This window comes from Burkholderia sp. Se-20373 (assembly GCF_017104705.1).
Lineage (GTDB): Bacteria > Pseudomonadota > Gammaproteobacteria > Burkholderiales > Burkholderiaceae > Burkholderia.
In genome coordinates this window covers 17,717-33,642 of sequence record NZ_JAAGPH010000057.1, presented here as the reverse complement: position 1 = coordinate 33,642, position 15,926 = coordinate 17,717, and the positions used below count along the sequence as shown (strand labels likewise).

Below are 15,926 nucleotides of genomic sequence, written 5' to 3'. Positions count from 1 at the left end.
GCCCCCATTTTCATACGCAGCAAGCACAGAATAGGCGTCGCGGCCCTGGCGTCGCGCACAGTCATGTCAGCCATAGAAATCCGTCACGTCAAGAAGCGCTACAAGTCGCTTCAGGCGCTCAAGGGCGTCAGCCTGTCGGTCGAGGAAGGCGAGTTTTTCGGTCTGCTCGGCCCCAACGGCGCAGGCAAGACCACGCTCATCAGTATCCTCGCCGGGCTCGCCCGGGCCGACGAAGGCAGTATCTCGGTGCGCGGTCACGACGTCGTCAAGGACTTCCGTGGCGCGCGCCGTGCACTCGGCGTCGTGCCGCAGGAACTCGTGTTCGATCCGTTCTTCACCGTCCGCGAGACGCTGCGGATCCAGTCCGGCTATTTCGGGCTGCGCCGCAACGACGACTGGATCGACGAGGTGATGGCCAATCTCGACCTCACCGAGAAGGCTGATGCGAACATGCGCGCGCTGTCGGGCGGGATGAAGCGCCGCGTGCTGGTCGCGCAGGCGCTCGTGCACCGGCCGCCCGTGATCGTGCTCGACGAACCGACCGCCGGCGTCGACGTCGAATTGCGCCAGACGCTGTGGAAATTCATCTCGCGCCTGAACCGCGAAGGCCACACGATCGTGCTGACCACCCATTACCTCGAGGAAGCCGAGTCGCTGTGCGACCGCATCGCGATGCTGCGCCGTGGCGAAGTGGTCGCGCTGGACCGCACCGACGCGCTGCTGCGCCGCTTCGCGGGGCTGCAGCTCTACCTGCGCCTCGCGACCGGCGCGCTGCCGTCCGAGCTGCGCGGGCTGGAGTCCGACCCGGCCGCCCGCGCGCCGGGCGAGCACCTGCTGCGCCTGACGAGCTACGACGATGTCGAGCGGATCCTCGCGCAGTGCCGCGCGGCGGGCTGCACGTTCGACGAGATCGAGGTCCGCAAGGCCGACCTCGAAGATGTGTTCGTCCAGGTGATGAACGGAGCCGACGTCATCGAGGGATTGGCATGAGCGGGTTTCAAACGCTGTTCTACAAGGAACTGCTGCGTTTCTGGAAGGTGTCGTTTCAGACGGTGTGCGCACCGATCGTCACGGCGCTGCTGTATCTGACGATCTTCGGCCACGCGCTGTCGGGCCGCGTCGAGGTCTATCCGGGCGTCGAGTACGTGAGCTTTCTCGTGCCGGGCCTCGTGATGATGAGCGTGCTGCAGAACGCGTTCGCGAACAGCTCGTCGTCGCTGATCCAGTCGAAGATCACCGGCAACCTCGTGTTCATGCTGCTGCCGCCGCTGTCGTATCGCGACATCTTCGGCGCGTACGTGCTCGCGTCCGTGGTGCGCGGCCTCGCGGTCGGCACGGGCGTGTTCGTCGTGACGATCTGGTTTATCCCGATGCATTTCGCGGCGCCGCTGTTCATCATTGCGTTCGCGCTGCTCGGCTCGGCGATCCTCGGCACGCTCGGCCTGATCGCCGGGATCTGGGCCGAGAAGTTCGACCAGCTCGCCGCGTTCCAGAACTTCCTGATCATGCCGCTGACGTTCCTGTCCGGCGTGTTCTATTCGACGCACTCGCTGCCGCCCGTGTGGCGCGAGATCTCGCGTCTCAATCCGTTTTTCTACATGATCGACGGCTTTCGTTTCGGGTTCTTCGGCGCGTCCGACATCAACCCGTTCGCGAGCCTCGCGATCGTCACCGGTTTCTTCGTGCTGCTCGCGCTGATCGCGATGCGGCTGCTCGCGACCGGCTACAAACTGCGTCATTGATATCGACAGGCAGCGGCCGCCATCCGGGCGGCGCGCGCCGACAGGAGCCTTACACCATGTTGCCGACTCCCGAACAGGTCAAGCAATACATCGCAGGCGGTCTCGCCTGCACGCATCTGGAAGTCGAAGGCGACGGCCAGCATTTCTTCGCGACGATCGTGTCGGCGGCCTTCGAAGGCAAGCGGCCGATCCAGCGGCACCAGCTCGTCTATGCGGCGCTCGGCGATCGCATGAAACAGGAAATTCACGCGCTCAGCATGAAGACGCTGACGCCCGCCGAATGGCAGAACGCATAAACGGAAATCACTGAGTGCAAGTCACCGTCAACGAGCGCGACGCCGTCCAGAGCGTCGCCACGGCACACCCGGCCGCCAACGGGGAAGCGCATGGCCATGGGATGGACAAGCTCGTGATCGAAGGCGGCCACCGCCTGTCGGGCGAGATCGTCGTGTCGGGCGCGAAGAATGCCGCGCTGCCGATCCTGTGCGCGGGGCTGCTCACCGGTGACCCGGTCGATCTCGACAACGTGCCGAATCTCAAGGACGTGCGGACCACGCTGAAGGTGCTGAACCAGATGGGCGTGAAGAGCGAGACGGACGGCTGCCGCGTGCAGCTCGACGCGTCGCGCGTCGACAACCTCGTCGCGCCGTACGAGCTCGTGAAGACGATGCGTGCGTCGATCCTCGTGCTCGGGCCGCTGCTCGCGCGCTTCGGCGAGGCGAAGGTGTCGCTGCCGGGCGGCTGCGCGATCGGCGCGCGTCCGGTCGACCAGCACATCAAGGGCCTGCAGGCGATGGGCGCCGAGATCAGCATCGAGCACGGCTTCATCGAAGCCCGCGCGAAGCGCCTGAAGGGCGCGCGCATCGTGACCGACATGATCACGGTGACGGGCACGGAAAACCTGCTGATGGCCGCGACTCTCGCTGACGGCGAGACGGTGATCGAAAACGCCGCGCGCGAGCCGGAAGTGAGCGATCTCGCACACTTGCTGGTCGCGATGGGCGCGAAAATCGACGGCATCGGCACCGATCGCCTCGTGATCCAGGGCGTCGAGCGGCTGCACGGCGCGCGCCATTCGGTGATCCCCGACCGCATCGAGGCCGGCACGTTCCTGTGCGCGGTCGCGGCGGCCGGCGGCGACGTGATGCTGACGGGCGTGCGCCCGCACATACTCGACGCGGTGATCGACAAGCTGCGCGAAGCCGGCGTGTCGATCGAGGAGGGCGACAGCTGGCTGCGCGTGAAGATGGACCGCCGCCCGTCGGCGGTGACGATCCGCACGTCGGAATACCCGGCGTTCCCGACCGACATGCAGGCGCAGTTCATGGCCCTGAATTCGGTCGCGACGGGCACCGCGCAAGTCGTCGAAACCATTTTCGAGAACCGTTTCATGCACGTGCAGGAACTGAACCGGCTCGGCGCGAACATCACGATCGACGGCAACACCGCGCTCGTGACGGGGGTCGAGAAGCTGTCGGGCGCGAACGTGATGGCGACCGACCTGCGCGCGTCGGCGAGCCTCGTGATCGCCGGGCTGCGTGCCGACGGCGAAACGCTGGTCGACCGCATCTATCACCTGGACCGCGGCTACGACCGCATGGAAGCCAAACTGACCGCCGTCGGCGCGAACGTGCGCCGCCTTTCCGGGAGCCAAGCATGACCGCGCCGCTGACCCTTGCCCTGTCGAAGGGCCGGATTTTCGAGGAAACCCTGCCGCTGCTGGCCGCGGCCGGCGTGCAGGTGACCGAGGATCCGGAAACGTCGCGCAAGCTGATCCTGCCGACGACGAACCCCGACCTGCGCGTGATCATCGTGCGCGCGAGCGACGTGCCGACCTATGTCGAATACGGCGCGGCCGATTTCGGCGTGGCCGGCAAGGACGTGCTGGTCGAGCACGGCGGCTCGGGCCTGTACCAGCCGATCGATCTGAACATTGCGCGCTGCCGGATGTCGGTGGCCGTGTCGGCCGGTTTCGACTATGCGAGCGCCGTGCGCCAGGGCGCGCGCCTGCGCGTCGCGACGAAGTACGTCGAAACGGCACGCGAACACTTTGCCGCGAAGGGCGTGCACGTCGACCTGATCAAGCTGTACGGCTCGATGGAGCTGGCGCCGCTGGTCGGGCTGGCCGACGCGATCGTCGACCTCGTCAGCTCGGGCGGCACGCTGAAGGCGAACAATCTGGTCGAGGTCGAGGAGATCATGGCGATCTCGTCGCGCCTCGTCGTGAACCAGGCTGCGCTGAAGTTGAAGCGCACGGCGCTCAAGCCGATCCTCGACGCGTTCGAACGCGCGTCGCAGAATGGCGGTTGAGCGCATCACCGTAACGGAACTCCCATGTCCATCACCATCCGCAAGCTCGATTCGACGAGCGAAGGCTTCGGCGCCGAGCTGCGCGCGCTGCTCGCATTCGAGGCGAGCGAAGACGCGGCGATCGAGCAATCGGTCGCGCAGATCCTCGCCGACGTGAAGTCGCGCGGCGACGCCGCGGTGCTCGAGTACACGAACCGCTTCGACCGGCTGAGCGCGACGAGCGTGGCCGCGCTGGAGCTGCCGCAGGACGCGCTGCAGACGGCGCTCGACGGCCTCGCCCCGAAGGCGCGCGCGGCGCTGGAAGCCGCTGCCGCGCGGGTGCGTGCGTACCACGAGAAGCAGAAGATCGAGTGCGGCACGCACAGCTGGCAATACACGGAAAGCGACGGCACGGTGCTCGGCCAGAAGATCACGCCGCTCGACCGCGTCGGCCTGTACGTGCCGGGCGGCAAGGCTGCGTATCCGTCGTCGGTGCTGATGAACGCGATTCCCGCGCGTGTCGCGGGCGTCGGCGAGATCGTGATGGTCGTGCCGACCCCGGACGGCGTGAAGAACGACCTCGTGCTCGCCGCGGCGCTGCTCGGCGGCGTCGATCGCGTGTTCACGATCGGCGGTGCGCAGGCGGTCGGCGCGCTCGCCTACGGCACGGCGACGGTGCCGGCCGTCGACAAGATCTGCGGCCCCGGCAATGCGTACGTCGCGTCGGCGAAGCGCCGCGTGTTCGGCACGGTCGGCATCGACATGATCGCCGGGCCGTCGGAAATCCTCGTGCTGTGCGACGGCACGACCGACCCGAACTGGGTCGCGATGGACCTGTTCTCGCAGGCCGAGCACGACGAACTCGCGCAATCGATCCTGCTGTGCCCGGACGGTGCGTTCCTCGAGCGTGTCGCAAAGGCCATCGACGAGCTGCTGCCGTCGATGCCGCGCCAGGACGTGATCCGCGCGTCGCTCGAAGGCCGTGGCGCGCTGATCAAGGTGCGCGACATGGCCGAGGCCTGCCGGATCGCGAACGACATCGCGCCCGAGCACCTGGAAATTTCCGCGCTGGAGCCGCAGCAATGGGGCCAGCAGATCCGCCATGCGGGCGCGATCTTCCTCGGCCGCTACACGAGCGAGAGCCTGGGCGACTACTGCGCGGGCCCGAACCACGTGCTGCCGACGTCGCGCACCGCGCGCTTCTCGTCGCCGCTCGGCGTGTACGACTTCATCAAGCGCTCGAGCGTGATCGAGGTCAGCGCGGAAGGTGCGCAGACGCTCGGCGAGATCGCATCCGAGCTCGCGTACGGCGAGGGGCTGCAGGCGCACGCGAAGAGCGCCGAATTCCGGATGAAGAACTGACCGCACGCTGCACGGGGCCACGGCCGGCGCTGATGTGCCGGCCGGCCCCCGAACGCCGGGGCAGGAGACACCTGTGCAGGGCGGCAGCCGCCGCCTTGCCGACCCATTGACGCCGGCGCGACGTACGCCGGCTTGAGACCATGACGACGCCACAAGACATCATCCGCCGCGACGTGCTCGCGATGACGAGCTACCCGGTGCCGGACGCGAGCGGGTTCGTGAAACTCGACGCGATGGAGAATCCGTACCCGCTGCCCGAACCGCTCGCCGCGGCGCTCGGGGAGCGTCTCGCGCAGGTCGCGCTGAACCGCTACCCGGCGCCGCGCCCGGCCGCGCTGCTCGACAAGCTGCGCCATGCGATGGGCGTGCCGGCCGGCTGCGACGTGCTGCTCGGCAACGGCTCGGACGAAATCATCAGCATGATGTCGATGGCCTGTGCGAAGCCGGGCGCGAAGGTGCTCGCGCCGGTGCCGGGCTTCGTGATGTACGAGCTCTCCGCGAAGCTCGCGCAGCTCGAATTCGTCGGCGTGCCGCTGAAGGCCGACCTGACGCTCGACGTCGACGCGATGCTCGCGGCAATTGCCGAGCATCGTCCGGCGCTCGTCTATCTCGCGTACCCGAACAACCCGACCGGCACGCTGTACGACGATGCCGACATCGAACGGATCGTCGCGGCCGCGCGGCACAGCCTGGTCGTGATCGACGAGGCGTACCAGCCGTTCGCCGTGCGCTCGTGGCTGCCGCGCGCCGCCGAATTCGACAACGTCGTCGTGATGCGCACGGTGTCGAAGCTCGGCCTCGCGGGCATCCGCCTCGGCTATCTGGTCGGTTCGCCCGCGTGGCTGACCGAATTCGACAAGGTGCGCCCGCCGTACAACATCAACGTGCTGACCCAGGCGACCGCCGATTTCCTGCTCGACCACCTCGACGTGCTGGACGCGCAGGCGGCCGACCTGCGAGCGGAACGCACGCGTCTCGCACAGGAAGTGGCCGCGCTGCCGGGCACGACGGTGTTCCCGAGCGCCGGCAATTTCCTGCTGGTGCGCGTGCCGGACGCGGCCGCCGTGTTCGACGCGCTGCTCACCGAGCGGGTGTTGGTCAAAAACGTGAGTAAAATGCATCCGTTGCTGGCTGAATGCGTGCGGCTGACCGTCGGTTCTCCCGACGAAAACGCGCGCCTGCTGGCCGCTTTGAAACTCGCGCTGCCCGGTTGAGCCTCTGGGCGCCGCAGCGCGAAACGATCAATCCCCATTTACATCGACTCAGTCAAGGAATTGCCATGCGTGTGGCGGAAGTCGTTCGCAATACCAGCGAAACGCAGATCCGTGTGAAGCTCAATCTCGACGGTACGGGCCAGCAGAAGCTGGCCACCGGCGTGCCGTTCCTCGACCATATGCTCGACCAGATCGCTCGACACGGTCTGGTCGATCTCGAGGTTGAAGCGCATGGCGATACGCATATCGACGACCACCACACGGTCGAAGATGTCGGCATCACGCTCGGCCAGGCCGTCGCGAAGGCGATCGGCGACCGCAAGGGCATCCGCCGCTACGGCCATTCGTACGTGCCGCTCGACGAGGCGCTGTCGCGCGTCGTGATCGACTTCTCCGGCCGGCCGGGCCTCGAATTCCACGTGCCGTTCACGCGGGCGCGGATCGGCACGTTCGACGTCGACCTGTCGATCGAATTCTTCCGCGGTTTCGTGAACCACGCGGGCGTCACGCTGCACATCGACAACCTGCGCGGGATCAACGCGCACCATCAGCTCGAAACGGTGTTCAAGGCCTTCGGCCGTGCACTGCGCGCGGCGGTGGAGCTGGACGAGCGTGCGGCGGGGCAGATCCCGTCGACGAAGGGCAGTCTCTGAACCTGAACTGACCGGACGGCGCGTCAAGAACAACCTCACGGCTGCGGCGCGCGGCGCCGGCTTGCGATGGATCTGCTCAAATCGTTCATATCGCTGCTGGCGCTGATCAACCCGGTCGGCGCGGTGCCGTTCTTCCTGAGCCTGACGGCGCAGCAGACGGATGCCGAGCGGCGGCGCACGATCCGGATCGCGTCGGTGTCGGTGTTCTGCGTGATCACGGTGACGACGCTGCTCGGGCAGCAGATCATCGACTTCTTCGGCATTTCGGTCGGGTCGCTCGAAGTGGGCGGCGGGATCATCATGCTGCTGATGGCGATCAACATGCTGAACGCGCAGATCGGCAACACGCGATCGACGCCGGAGGAGCGCCACGAGGCCGAGCTGAAGGACAACATCGCGGTCGTGCCGCTGGCGATTCCGCTGCTCACGGGCCCCGGCTCGATCAGCACGGTGATCATCTATGCGGCGAACTCGCATCACTGGTATGAGCGGGCCGGGCTGGTCGCGATCGGCGCGGTCCTGGCTTTTCTGTGTTTCGTCGCGATGCGGCTCGCCGAGCCGATCGCGAACTGGATCGGCCGCACGGGCATCAACATCGCCACGCGGCTGATGGGTCTGATGCTGTCGGCGCTGGCGGTGGAATTCATCGTCAATGGACTGAGGGCGCTACTGCCTGCACTGAGATGAAAACTTCGATTGCGATTGTGGATTATGGGATGGGCAACCTGCGCTCGGTCGCGCAGGCGCTCAAGAAGGCCGAACCGGCCGCCGACGTGGCGATCGTCGACACGCCGGCCGCGATCCGCGCGGCCGACCGTGTCGTGCTGCCCGGCCAGGGCGCGATGCCCGACTGCATGCGCAGCCTCGGCGAATCGGGCCTGCAGGAGGCCGTGATCGAGGCCTCGCGCACGAAGCCGCTGCTCGGCGTGTGCGTCGGCGAGCAGATGCTGTTCGACTGGAGCGCGGAAGGCGACACGAAGGGCCTCGGCCTGCTGCCCGGCAAGGTCGTGCGTTTCGCGCTCGACGGCCGCCTGCAGGACGACGGCTCGCGCTTCAAGGTGCCGCAGATGGGCTGGAACCGCGTGCGCCAGTCGCAGCCGCACCCGCTGTGGGACGGCGTGCCCGACGACGCGTATTTCTACTTCGTGCACAGTTATTACGTGACGCCGGACAACCCGGCGCATACGGTTGGCGAAACGGCCTACGGCGCGCCGTTTACGTCCGCGGTCGCGCGGGACAACCTCTTCGCGACCCAATTCCACCCGGAGAAAAGCGCGGAGGTCGGGTTGCGTCTGTATCGCAACTTCGTACACTGGAAACCGTGAAACGTGGTGCGCGAGCCACAGTCGATCTGGCCGAACGGCCTGTCGCACGGCGCGCTCGCGCCTAAGCGCCGAAAGAGTTGTACTAAACTAGCGAGACGGCGCGGTACCGGATTGGCCGGTACGCGCCGGATTCTTTTCTTTTTCCACGACGACACCCGATTGCTATGTTGCTGATTCCGGCCATCGACCTCAAAGACGGTCAGTGTGTGCGCCTCAAACAGGGCGATATGGACCAGGCCACGATTTTTTCCGAGGACCCGGCGGCGATGGCCCGCAAGTGGGTCGATCTCGGCGCCCGGCGGCTCCATCTCGTCGATCTGAACGGCGCGTTCGCCGGCAAGCCGAAGAATCTCGAGGCGATCGAAGCGATCCTCGACGAGGTCGGCGATGAAATTCCCGTCCAGCTCGGCGGCGGCATCCGCAGCCTCGAGACGATCGAGAAGTATCTCGACGCCGGCCTGTCCTACGTGATCATCGGTACGGCCGCGGTGAAGAACCCCGGCTTCCTGCAGGACGCGTGCACCGCGTTCTCCGGCAACATCATCGTCGGCCTGGACGCGAAGGACGGCAAGGTCGCGACCGACGGCTGGAGCAAGCTGACCGGCCACGAAGTGATCGACCTTGCGCGCAAGTTCGAGGACTACGGCGTCGAATCGATCGTCTACACGGACATCGGCCGCGACGGGATGCTGCAGGGCATCAACATCGAGGCGACCGTGAAGCTCGCGCAGGCAGTCGGCATCCCCGTGATCGCCAGCGGCGGCCTGTCGAACCTCACGGACATCGAGAACCTGTGCGAAGTCGAGGAGCACGGCGTCGAAGGCGTGATCTGCGGCCGCGCGATCTACTCCGGCGATCTCGATTTCGCGGCCGCGCAAAAGCGCGCGGACGAACTGAACGGCGAACTCGACAACGCGTAAGCGCGGTTGTCCCGCTCGCCGGGGCCGCCTGCAGGCGGCTCCGACCGGAAGCCTCGCGCGAGGCTTTCCGCAACCGGCCGTCCCATCGCGGCATTTGGCGCAACATCATGGCTCTAGCTAAACGCATCATCCCCTGCCTGGACGTGACTGCCGGGCGTGTCGTCAAGGGCGTCAACTTCGTCGAGCTGCGCGACGCCGGCGATCCCGTCGAAATCGCCCGCCGCTACGACGACCAGGGCGCCGACGAACTGACCTTCCTCGACATCACCGCGACGTCCGACCAGCGCGACCTGATCCTGCCGATCATCGAAGCCGTCGCGTCGCAGGTGTTCATTCCGCTGACTGTCGGCGGCGGCGTGCGCGCCGTCGAGGACGTGCGGCGCCTGCTGAACGCGGGTGCGGACAAGGTCAGCATGAATTCGTCGGCGGTCGCGAACCCGCAGCTCGTGCGCGATGCGGCCGACAAGTACGGCTCGCAGTGCATCGTCGTCGCGATCGACGCGAAGCGCGTGTCGGCCGACGGCGAGACGCCGCGCTGGGAAGTGTTCACGCACGGCGGCCGCAAGAACACGGGCCTCGACGCGATCGAATGGGCGCGCAAGATGGCCGAGCTCGGCGCGGGCGAGATCCTGCTCACGAGCATGGACCGCGACGGCACCAAGTCGGGCTTCGACCTTGCGCTCACGCGCGGCGTGTCGGACGCGGTGCCGGTGCCGGTGATCGCATCGGGCGGTGTCGGCTCGCTGCAGCATCTGGCCGACGGCATCAAGGACGGCCGCGCCGACGCGGTGCTGGCCGCGAGTATCTTCCACTACGGCGAGCACACGGTCGGCGAGGCGAAGCGCTTCATGGCCGACCAGGGCATCCCGGTGAGGCTGTGATGAATACGGAAACGAATGCATTGCCCGCGTGGCTCGACAAGGTCCGCTGGGACGACAACGGCCTCGTGCCGGTGATCGCGCAGGAAGCGTCGACGAACGACGTGCTGATGTTCGCGTGGATGAACCGCGAGGCCCTGGCGAAGACGATCGAGACGCAGCGCGCGGTCTACTATTCGCGCTCGCGCAAGCGCCTGTGGTTCAAGGGCGAGGAGTCGGGCCACGTGCAGCACGTGCACGAGGTACGGCTCGACTGCGACGAGGACGTCGTGCTGCTGAAGGTCGAGCAGGTGTCCGGCATCGCGTGCCACACCGGCCGGCATTCGTGCTTCTTCCAGAAATTCGAAGGCACCGTCGACAGCGGCGACTGGGTCGCGGTCGAACCGGTGCTGAAAGATCCCGAACATATCTACAAATGACGCAATCGACCGAAGACACGCTGCTGCGCCTCGCGGCCGTGATCGATAGCCGCAAGGGCGGCGATCCCGATCAATCGTACGTATCGCGCCTGTTCCACAAGGGCGACGACGCGGTGCTGAAGAAGATCGGCGAAGAGGCGACGGAAGTCGTGCTGGCCGCGAAGGACGTGCGCCAGGGCGGCGCGCCGACCGCGCTTGTCGGCGAGGTGGCCGACCTGTGGTTCCACTGCCTCGTGATGCTGTCGCATTTCGACTTGAGCCCGGCCGACGTGATCGGCGAGCTCGAGCGCCGCGAAGGGCTGTCGGGTATCGAGGAGAAGGCCCTGCGCAAGCGTCGCGAGCGCGAGGAAAACGGCGGTTGACAGGCCCTTGTCGCGGGATGGCCACAGTGCGGTAAGCTGTAAGAATTGTCATCTAACGGGGGTAGCATCATGACCGATACGCCAAGCCAGTTTCCGCCGCCGTCGGTGCCGGGGGCCGCGGACGCCGAGCGCCTGAACGGGCTGCGCACGCTGACTCACGTGCTGTACGGCCTCTATGCGTTTCATTGGCTGACGGGCGGCGTCACGGGCATCATCGCGATCATCATCAACTACGTGAAGCGCGACGATGTGGCCGGCACGCCGTATGCGGCCCACTTCGAGTGGCAGATCCGCACGTTCTGGCGCGCGCTGATCGCGTACGTGATCGGGTTCGCGCTGATGTTCGTGGTGGTCGGATTCGCAGTGATGTTTGTCACATGGATCTGGACGCTGTACCGTATCATCAAGGGTTGGCTGTACCTGAACGACAACAAGCCGCTCGATCCGCAGGCCTGGTTCTGACCGGCCGCGCTCGGGCGTCTGCAGGAGCAACATGAGTCACGATCCGAATTGCCTGTTCTGCAAGATCGCGGCAGGCGAGATTCCGAGCACGAAGGTGCACGAGGATGACGAATTCGTCGCGTTCCGCGACATCCGCCCGGCGGCCGAGACACACGTGCTCGTGATTCCGCGTCAACATCTGCCGACGCTGTCGGCGGCGAGCGACGCCGATGCACCGATGCTCGGCCGGCTGATGCTGCTCGTCTCGCGTCTCGCCGGCCAGCTCGGCGTCGCCTATACGGGCGGCGAAACCGGTTTCCGTACGGTGATCAACACGGGCCCGGGCGGCGGGCAGGAGGTCTACCACCTGCACGCACATATCCTGGCCGGCCCGCGCCCCTGGCAGCGGATGGGTTGACGGCGCGGGGCGTTTCCCCGCATCGATGGTCGAAGCCGGCGCGTTGCCGGCGATTTACGCCGCACCGCGGCGTGGTTGAGGAGAGGTTTCATCATGGGTGGATTGAGCATTTGGCACTGGCTGATCGTGCTGCTGATCGTCGCGCTGGTTTTCGGTACGAAGAAGCTGCGCAACATCGGCAACGATCTCGGCAGCGCCGTGAAGGGTTTCAAGGACGGCATGAAGGACGGCGAAGCACCGGCGGACGCGCAGCAACTGCCGCGCTCGGGCTCGGTCGACGTCAACGCGAAGGAAACGACGCGTTCCGACTCGAACAAGGCGTAACGCCGGTACGCTGACAGGCATTCGCGATGCTGGATCTCGGTCTTTCGAAGATGGCGCTGATCGGCGTCGTCGCGCTCGTGGTGCTCGGCCCCGAGCGCCTGCCGCGCGTTGCGCGTACGGCAGGCGCGCTGTTCGGCCGTGCGCAGCGGTACATCAACGACGTGAAGGCCGAGGTCTCGCGCGAAATCGAACTCGACGCGTTGCGGACGATGAAGACCGATTTCGAGTCGGCCGCGCGCAATGTCGAGACGACGATTCACGACAACCTGCGTGAGCACGAGAAGGACCTGAACGACACGTGGCATTCCGCGGTCGGCGGTCTCAACGAAGCGGCGGGCGACGCCGGTTCGACGGGTTCCGATACGCCCGCCATGCCGTCGTGGCGCGGCAGTTCGGCCGCGCTCGCGCCGAAGCGCCGCAACTGGCGCGTCAAGCAGGCGGCTGCGCCTGCCTGGTACAAGCGCGCGACCACCCGCCGTACACACGTGCAGTCGGGCGCCGCGCGTGTCGCGCGCCACCAGCCGGCCAGCCTGCGCCGGCCGACGCGCTTCTTCTGAGCCGAGCGCATGCTCGCTCGTCAATCCTACCGAGGGCCGGTGTGAGCGACCCCCAGCAGAACCCGGGCGACGCCCCGGAAGAAACCTTTATTTCCCATCTCGTCGAGCTTCGCGACCGCATCATTCGCGCGGGCGCGGCCGTGATCGTCGTGTTCCTCGGGCTCGTCTACTGGGCGCCCGACATCTTCCGGCTGCTCGCGCGGCCGCTGATGGAGAACCTGCCGAAGGACGGCAAGATGATCGTCACCGACGTCACCGGCTCGTTCTTCGTGCCGATGAAGGTCACGATGCTCGTCGCGCTGGTGATCGCGCTGCCGATCGTGCTGTACCAGATCTGGGCGTTCGTCGCGCCGGGGCTGTACCAGCACGAGAAGAAGCTCGTCGCGCCGCTCGTCGGCAGCAGCTACCTGCTGTTCCTGTGCGGGATGGCGTTCGCGTACTTCCTCGTGTTCCCGACGATCTTTCGCGTGATGGCGCACTACAACGCGCCGCTCGGCGCGGAAATGACCACCGACATCGACAACTACCTGAGCTTCGTGCTCGGGATGTTCATCGCGTTCGGGGTCACGTTCGAGGTGCCGATCGTCGTCGTGCTGCTCGTCCGGATGGGCGTGCTGTCGCTGAAGAAGCTGAAGGAAATGCGTCCGTACGTGATCGTCGGCGCGTTCGTCGTCGCGGCGGTCGTCACGCCGCCGGACGTGTTCTCGCAACTGATGCTCGCCTTGCCGCTGGTCGTGCTGTTCGAAATCGGGCTGCTGGCGGCGCGGTTCTTCGTGCCGAAGAAGCCGGCCGAGGAAGGCGAGGCGGAGAACGGCGAAGCCGCCAGTTGACGGCAGCGCGCCGGGCGGTGCGCGGCGGCCGGACTTCCGGGCGCCGGGCTTGAGCGAAACCCGGTGGCGTCGCAGCCGGTCGGAAAGCGGATGGCGGGGCCATCTGCCTGGCAACAAGGGGCTTTCGATACAAAGCAAAAGGGCAGCCAACCGGCTGCCCTTTTTTCATTTCCGACGGTGTCCGGGCATGCGGCCGTGCGCCGCTCGCCCGACGTCACTCCGTATCGCTGTCCTGCTCGTCGAGCGCCTGCTTCGGCGGCGGCGGGCGCTTGCCGATCACCACGTTCAGGTCGAACGCCTTGCCCTTGCGCACGACGTGCACCTTGGTCGCCGTGCCGGGCTTGATTTGCGCGACGGTGTTCAGCAGCTTCGTGGTGTCGGTGATCTCGTCGCCGTTGACCGAGATCAGGATGTCGCCCGGCTTGATGCCGGCTTTGTCGGCCGGGCCGCCCTGCAGCACGCCGGCGACGATCGCGCCCGATTTCTGCGTCAGCCCGAACGACTCGGCGATCTCCGGCGTGACGTCTTGCGGCTCGACGCCGATCCAGCCGCGCGTGACCGAGCCCGTCGTGATGATGCTTTCCAGCACCGTGCGCGCGGTCGACACGGGGATCGCGAAGCCGATGCCGAGCGAGCCGCCCGAACGCGAGTAGATCGCGGTGTTGATGCCGAGCAGGTTGCCGTTCACGTCGACCAGCGCGCCGCCCGAGTTGCCGGGATTGATCGGCGCATCGGTCTGGATGAAGTTCTCGAACGTGTTGATGCCGAGGTGGTTGCGGCCCAGCGCGCTGATGATCCCCATCGTGACCGTCTGGCCGACGCCGAACGGGTTGCCGATCGCGAGCACGACGTCGCCGACCCGCGACTGGTCGGAGCGGCCGAGCGTGATCGTCGGCAGGTTCGTCATGTTGATCTTCAGCACGGCGAGATCGGTTTCGGGATCGCTGCCGATCACCTTCGCGGTGGCCGTGCGGCCGTCGGCGAGCGCGACTTCGATCTGGTCGGCGCCGTCCACGACGTGCTGGTTCGTTAGAATGTAACCTTCAGGGCTCACGATAACGCCCGAGCCAAGGTTGGCGGCCGGTTCGTCCTGCTGCTTGCGGGCGTTGCGGTCGCCGAAGAAGTAGCGGAACAGCGGATCTTTCGCGCGCGGGTCGGGCGGCAGCGAGCCGTCCTTGCTGGAGAACACGTTGACGACGGCCGGCATCGCCTTTTGCGCGGCTTCGGCGTACGACGTGGTCGCCGGTGCGCCGCCGATGCCCGGCGCGACTTCACGCAGCGCAACGATCGGCGTCGCGAGCTGCTTGCCGAGCTGTCCTTGCCGTTGCAGCCATTGCGGCTTGAGCGTCACGACGATGAACATCAGCGCGAGCAGCACGGTAACCGCCTGCGCGAAGAACAGCCAGAAGCGTCTAAGCATCTGAATGGATTAGAGGTTTATATGGATCGGATCGAACTTGAATTGTACTTGAACAATACCCTTGAAACCGCGCGCTTCAAGGACTATTGCCCGAATGGCCTCCAGGTCGAGGGGCGCCGCAAGATCGAGAAGATCGCGACCGGCGTGACGGCGTCGGTCGCGTTTCTCGAAGCCGCGCTCGAATGGGGGGCAGATGCCGTGCTGGTCCACCACGGCTATTTCTGGCGCAACGAGCCGCCGCAGATCACGGGCCGCAGGTACCAGCGCCTGAAGCTGCTGCTCGCGAACGACCTGAACCTGTTCGCATTCCACCTGCCGCTCGACGCGCATCCCGAATACGGCAACAACGCGCAGCTCGGCGACCGGCTCGGCCTGATCGGCGAGCAGCGGTTCGGCGAAGGCGACCTCGGCTGGATGGCGACGCTGCCGATGCCCGTCACGCTCGAGCACTTCGTCGCGAAGGTCGAGCGCACGCTCGGCCGCGCGCCGCTCGTGCTCGGCGATCCGGACATGCAGCTGCGTCGCATCGCGTGGTGCACGGGCGCCGCGCAAAGCTATTTCGACGCGGCGATCGACGCCGGCGCGGACGTGTTCCTGACCGGCGAGGTGTCCGAATACGTGACGCACACGGCCGCCGAGAGCGGTGTCGCGTTCGTTGCGGCAGGGCACCATGCGACCGAGCGCTACGGAATCCAGGCACTTGGCGCCCACTTGTCGGAAGAATTCGATATCGAACACCTTTTTATCGATATCCATAACCCGGTCTGAATGC

The 15,926-nt window shown here is 66.4% G+C and carries 21 protein-coding genes; 20 read left to right on the top strand and 1 reads right to left on the bottom strand.

Features of this window, described 5'->3' with window-relative positions; all coding sequences use genetic code 11:
* The first annotated feature begins 63 nt into the window (after positions 1-63).
* The 19 genes from G3N96_RS19765 to tatC all read left to right on the top strand — a co-directional run bounded on the left by G3N96_RS19765 (position 64) and on the right by tatC (position 13,734).
* Complete coding sequence (locus G3N96_RS19765) at positions 64-990, top strand: ABC transporter ATP-binding protein (RefSeq protein ID WP_011350722.1); 927 nt, start codon at positions 64-66, stop codon at positions 988-990.
* Positions 987-1,742 carry an ABC transporter permease gene (locus tag G3N96_RS19760; protein WP_011350723.1) on the top strand — a complete coding sequence of 252 codons (756 nt, stop codon included), beginning with the start codon at positions 987-989 and terminating at the stop codon, positions 1,740-1,742. The genes G3N96_RS19765 and G3N96_RS19760 overlap by 4 nt, the downstream gene beginning before the upstream one ends.
* Before the next feature lie 56 nt (positions 1,743-1,798).
* Positions 1,799-2,038 carry a BolA family protein gene (locus tag G3N96_RS19755; RefSeq protein ID WP_006477131.1) on the top strand — a complete coding sequence of 80 codons (240 nt, stop codon included), beginning with the start codon at positions 1,799-1,801 and terminating at the stop codon, positions 2,036-2,038.
* Positions 2,039-2,052: 14 nt separating this feature from the next.
* On the top strand, positions 2,053-3,402 hold the full coding sequence (gene murA, locus G3N96_RS19750; protein ID WP_206138201.1) for a UDP-N-acetylglucosamine 1-carboxyvinyltransferase: 1,350 nt from the start codon (positions 2,053-2,055) through the stop codon (positions 3,400-3,402).
* The gene (gene hisG, locus G3N96_RS19745; protein WP_011350725.1) at positions 3,399-4,052 is read left to right on the top strand and encodes an ATP phosphoribosyltransferase; all 654 of its coding nucleotides are present in this window, start codon (positions 3,399-3,401) and stop codon (positions 4,050-4,052) included. Before murA ends, hisG begins: the two co-directional genes overlap by 4 nt.
* A 24-nt stretch (positions 4,053-4,076) precedes the next feature.
* Complete coding sequence (gene hisD, locus G3N96_RS19740; RefSeq protein WP_089424335.1) at positions 4,077-5,393, top strand: histidinol dehydrogenase; 1,317 nt, start codon at positions 4,077-4,079, stop codon at positions 5,391-5,393.
* A gap of 140 nt (positions 5,394-5,533) precedes the next feature.
* A complete protein-coding gene (hisC, locus tag G3N96_RS19735) occupies positions 5,534-6,607 on the top strand; it encodes a histidinol-phosphate transaminase (protein ID WP_206138200.1) in 1,074 nt (357 codons plus the stop codon).
* 65 nt (positions 6,608-6,672) lie between these two features.
* Positions 6,673-7,260, top strand: coding sequence for an imidazoleglycerol-phosphate dehydratase HisB (hisB, locus tag G3N96_RS19730; RefSeq protein WP_011350728.1), 588 nt, complete (start codon positions 6,673-6,675; stop codon positions 7,258-7,260).
* 66 nt (positions 7,261-7,326) lie between these two features.
* A complete protein-coding gene (locus G3N96_RS19725; RefSeq protein WP_039366649.1) occupies positions 7,327-7,947 on the top strand; it encodes a YchE family NAAT transporter in 621 nt (206 codons plus the stop codon).
* Positions 7,944-8,585 (top strand): imidazole glycerol phosphate synthase subunit HisH, encoded by a 642-nt coding sequence (hisH, locus tag G3N96_RS19720; protein WP_089439072.1) that lies wholly within the window; start codon positions 7,944-7,946, stop codon positions 8,583-8,585. Before G3N96_RS19725 ends, hisH begins: the two co-directional genes overlap by 4 nt.
* A gap of 164 nt (positions 8,586-8,749) precedes the next feature.
* Complete coding sequence (hisA, locus tag G3N96_RS19715) at positions 8,750-9,505, top strand: 1-(5-phosphoribosyl)-5-[(5-phosphoribosylamino)methylideneamino]imidazole-4-carboxamide isomerase (RefSeq protein WP_039366646.1); 756 nt, start codon at positions 8,750-8,752, stop codon at positions 9,503-9,505.
* 107 nt (positions 9,506-9,612) lie between these two features.
* On the top strand, positions 9,613-10,386 hold the full coding sequence (hisF, locus tag G3N96_RS19710) for an imidazole glycerol phosphate synthase subunit HisF (protein ID WP_011350732.1): 774 nt from the start codon (positions 9,613-9,615) through the stop codon (positions 10,384-10,386).
* Positions 10,386-10,802: a phosphoribosyl-AMP cyclohydrolase gene (hisI, locus tag G3N96_RS19705; protein ID WP_039366640.1), complete on the top strand. Its 417-nt coding sequence runs from the start codon at positions 10,386-10,388 to the stop codon at positions 10,800-10,802. The genes hisF and hisI overlap by 1 nt, the downstream gene beginning before the upstream one ends.
* The gene (locus tag G3N96_RS19700) at positions 10,799-11,164 is read left to right on the top strand and encodes a phosphoribosyl-ATP diphosphatase (protein ID WP_006751798.1); all 366 of its coding nucleotides are present in this window, start codon (positions 10,799-10,801) and stop codon (positions 11,162-11,164) included. The genes hisI and G3N96_RS19700 overlap by 4 nt, the downstream gene beginning before the upstream one ends.
* Before the next feature lie 69 nt (positions 11,165-11,233).
* Complete coding sequence (locus tag G3N96_RS19695; RefSeq protein WP_046544796.1) at positions 11,234-11,626, top strand: membrane protein; 393 nt, start codon at positions 11,234-11,236, stop codon at positions 11,624-11,626.
* Positions 11,627-11,657: 31 nt separating this feature from the next.
* A complete protein-coding gene (locus G3N96_RS19690; RefSeq protein WP_059491979.1) occupies positions 11,658-12,023 on the top strand; it encodes a histidine triad nucleotide-binding protein in 366 nt (121 codons plus the stop codon).
* 93 nt (positions 12,024-12,116) lie between these two features.
* A complete protein-coding gene (gene tatA, locus G3N96_RS19685; protein WP_021161850.1) occupies positions 12,117-12,347 on the top strand; it encodes a Sec-independent protein translocase subunit TatA in 231 nt (76 codons plus the stop codon).
* Between the two features lie 26 nt (positions 12,348-12,373).
* A complete protein-coding gene (gene tatB, locus G3N96_RS19680) occupies positions 12,374-12,904 on the top strand; it encodes a Sec-independent protein translocase protein TatB (protein WP_089493976.1) in 531 nt (176 codons plus the stop codon).
* Positions 12,905-12,945: 41 nt separating this feature from the next.
* Complete coding sequence (tatC, locus tag G3N96_RS19675) at positions 12,946-13,734, top strand: twin-arginine translocase subunit TatC (RefSeq protein WP_046544799.1); 789 nt, start codon at positions 12,946-12,948, stop codon at positions 13,732-13,734.
* A 214-nt stretch (positions 13,735-13,948) separates the two neighbouring features.
* On the opposite strand, the gene G3N96_RS19670 is transcribed toward tatC, so the two are convergent.
* Positions 13,949-15,154: a Do family serine endopeptidase gene (locus G3N96_RS19670; RefSeq protein WP_089424342.1), complete on the bottom strand. Its 1,206-nt coding sequence runs from the start codon at positions 15,152-15,154 to the stop codon at positions 13,949-13,951.
* A 21-nt stretch (positions 15,155-15,175) separates the two neighbouring features.
* Between G3N96_RS19670 and G3N96_RS19665 the strand changes: the two genes are divergently transcribed.
* On the top strand, positions 15,176-15,922 hold the full coding sequence (locus tag G3N96_RS19665) for a Nif3-like dinuclear metal center hexameric protein (RefSeq protein ID WP_206138199.1): 747 nt from the start codon (positions 15,176-15,178) through the stop codon (positions 15,920-15,922).
* Positions 15,923-15,926 lie beyond the last annotated feature (4 nt).

Bases quoted from the DNA above. Each gene is read 5' to 3' on its own strand.
- G3N96_RS19765 (WP_011350722.1), top strand. From the start codon at position 64: ATGTCAGCCATAGAAATCCGTCACGTCAAGAAGCGCTACAAGTCGCTT.
- G3N96_RS19760 (WP_011350723.1), top strand. From the start codon at position 987: ATGAGCGGGTTTCAAACGCTGTTCTACAAGGAACTGCTGCGTTTCTGG.
- G3N96_RS19755 (WP_006477131.1), top strand. From the start codon at position 1,799: ATGTTGCCGACTCCCGAACAGGTCAAGCAATACATCGCAGGCGGTCTC.
- hisG (WP_011350725.1), top strand. From the start codon at position 3,399: ATGACCGCGCCGCTGACCCTTGCCCTGTCGAAGGGCCGGATTTTCGAG.
- hisD (WP_089424335.1), top strand. From the start codon at position 4,077: ATGTCCATCACCATCCGCAAGCTCGATTCGACGAGCGAAGGCTTCGGC.
- hisC (WP_206138200.1), top strand. From the start codon at position 5,534: ATGACGACGCCACAAGACATCATCCGCCGCGACGTGCTCGCGATGACG.
- hisB (WP_011350728.1), top strand. From the start codon at position 6,673: ATGCGTGTGGCGGAAGTCGTTCGCAATACCAGCGAAACGCAGATCCGT.
- G3N96_RS19725 (WP_039366649.1), top strand. From the start codon at position 7,327: ATGGATCTGCTCAAATCGTTCATATCGCTGCTGGCGCTGATCAACCCG.
- hisH (WP_089439072.1), top strand. From the start codon at position 7,944: ATGAAAACTTCGATTGCGATTGTGGATTATGGGATGGGCAACCTGCGC.
- hisA (WP_039366646.1), top strand. From the start codon at position 8,750: ATGTTGCTGATTCCGGCCATCGACCTCAAAGACGGTCAGTGTGTGCGC.
- hisF (WP_011350732.1), top strand. From the start codon at position 9,613: ATGGCTCTAGCTAAACGCATCATCCCCTGCCTGGACGTGACTGCCGGG.
- hisI (WP_039366640.1), top strand. From the start codon at position 10,386: ATGAATACGGAAACGAATGCATTGCCCGCGTGGCTCGACAAGGTCCGC.
- G3N96_RS19700 (WP_006751798.1), top strand. From the start codon at position 10,799: ATGACGCAATCGACCGAAGACACGCTGCTGCGCCTCGCGGCCGTGATC.
- G3N96_RS19695 (WP_046544796.1), top strand. From the start codon at position 11,234: ATGACCGATACGCCAAGCCAGTTTCCGCCGCCGTCGGTGCCGGGGGCC.
- G3N96_RS19690 (WP_059491979.1), top strand. From the start codon at position 11,658: ATGAGTCACGATCCGAATTGCCTGTTCTGCAAGATCGCGGCAGGCGAG.
- tatA (WP_021161850.1), top strand. From the start codon at position 12,117: ATGGGTGGATTGAGCATTTGGCACTGGCTGATCGTGCTGCTGATCGTC.
- tatB (WP_089493976.1), top strand. From the start codon at position 12,374: ATGCTGGATCTCGGTCTTTCGAAGATGGCGCTGATCGGCGTCGTCGCG.
- G3N96_RS19670 (WP_089424342.1), bottom strand. From the start codon at position 15,154: ATGCTTAGACGCTTCTGGCTGTTCTTCGCGCAGGCGGTTACCGTGCTG.
- G3N96_RS19665 (WP_206138199.1), top strand. From the start codon at position 15,176: ATGGATCGGATCGAACTTGAATTGTACTTGAACAATACCCTTGAAACC.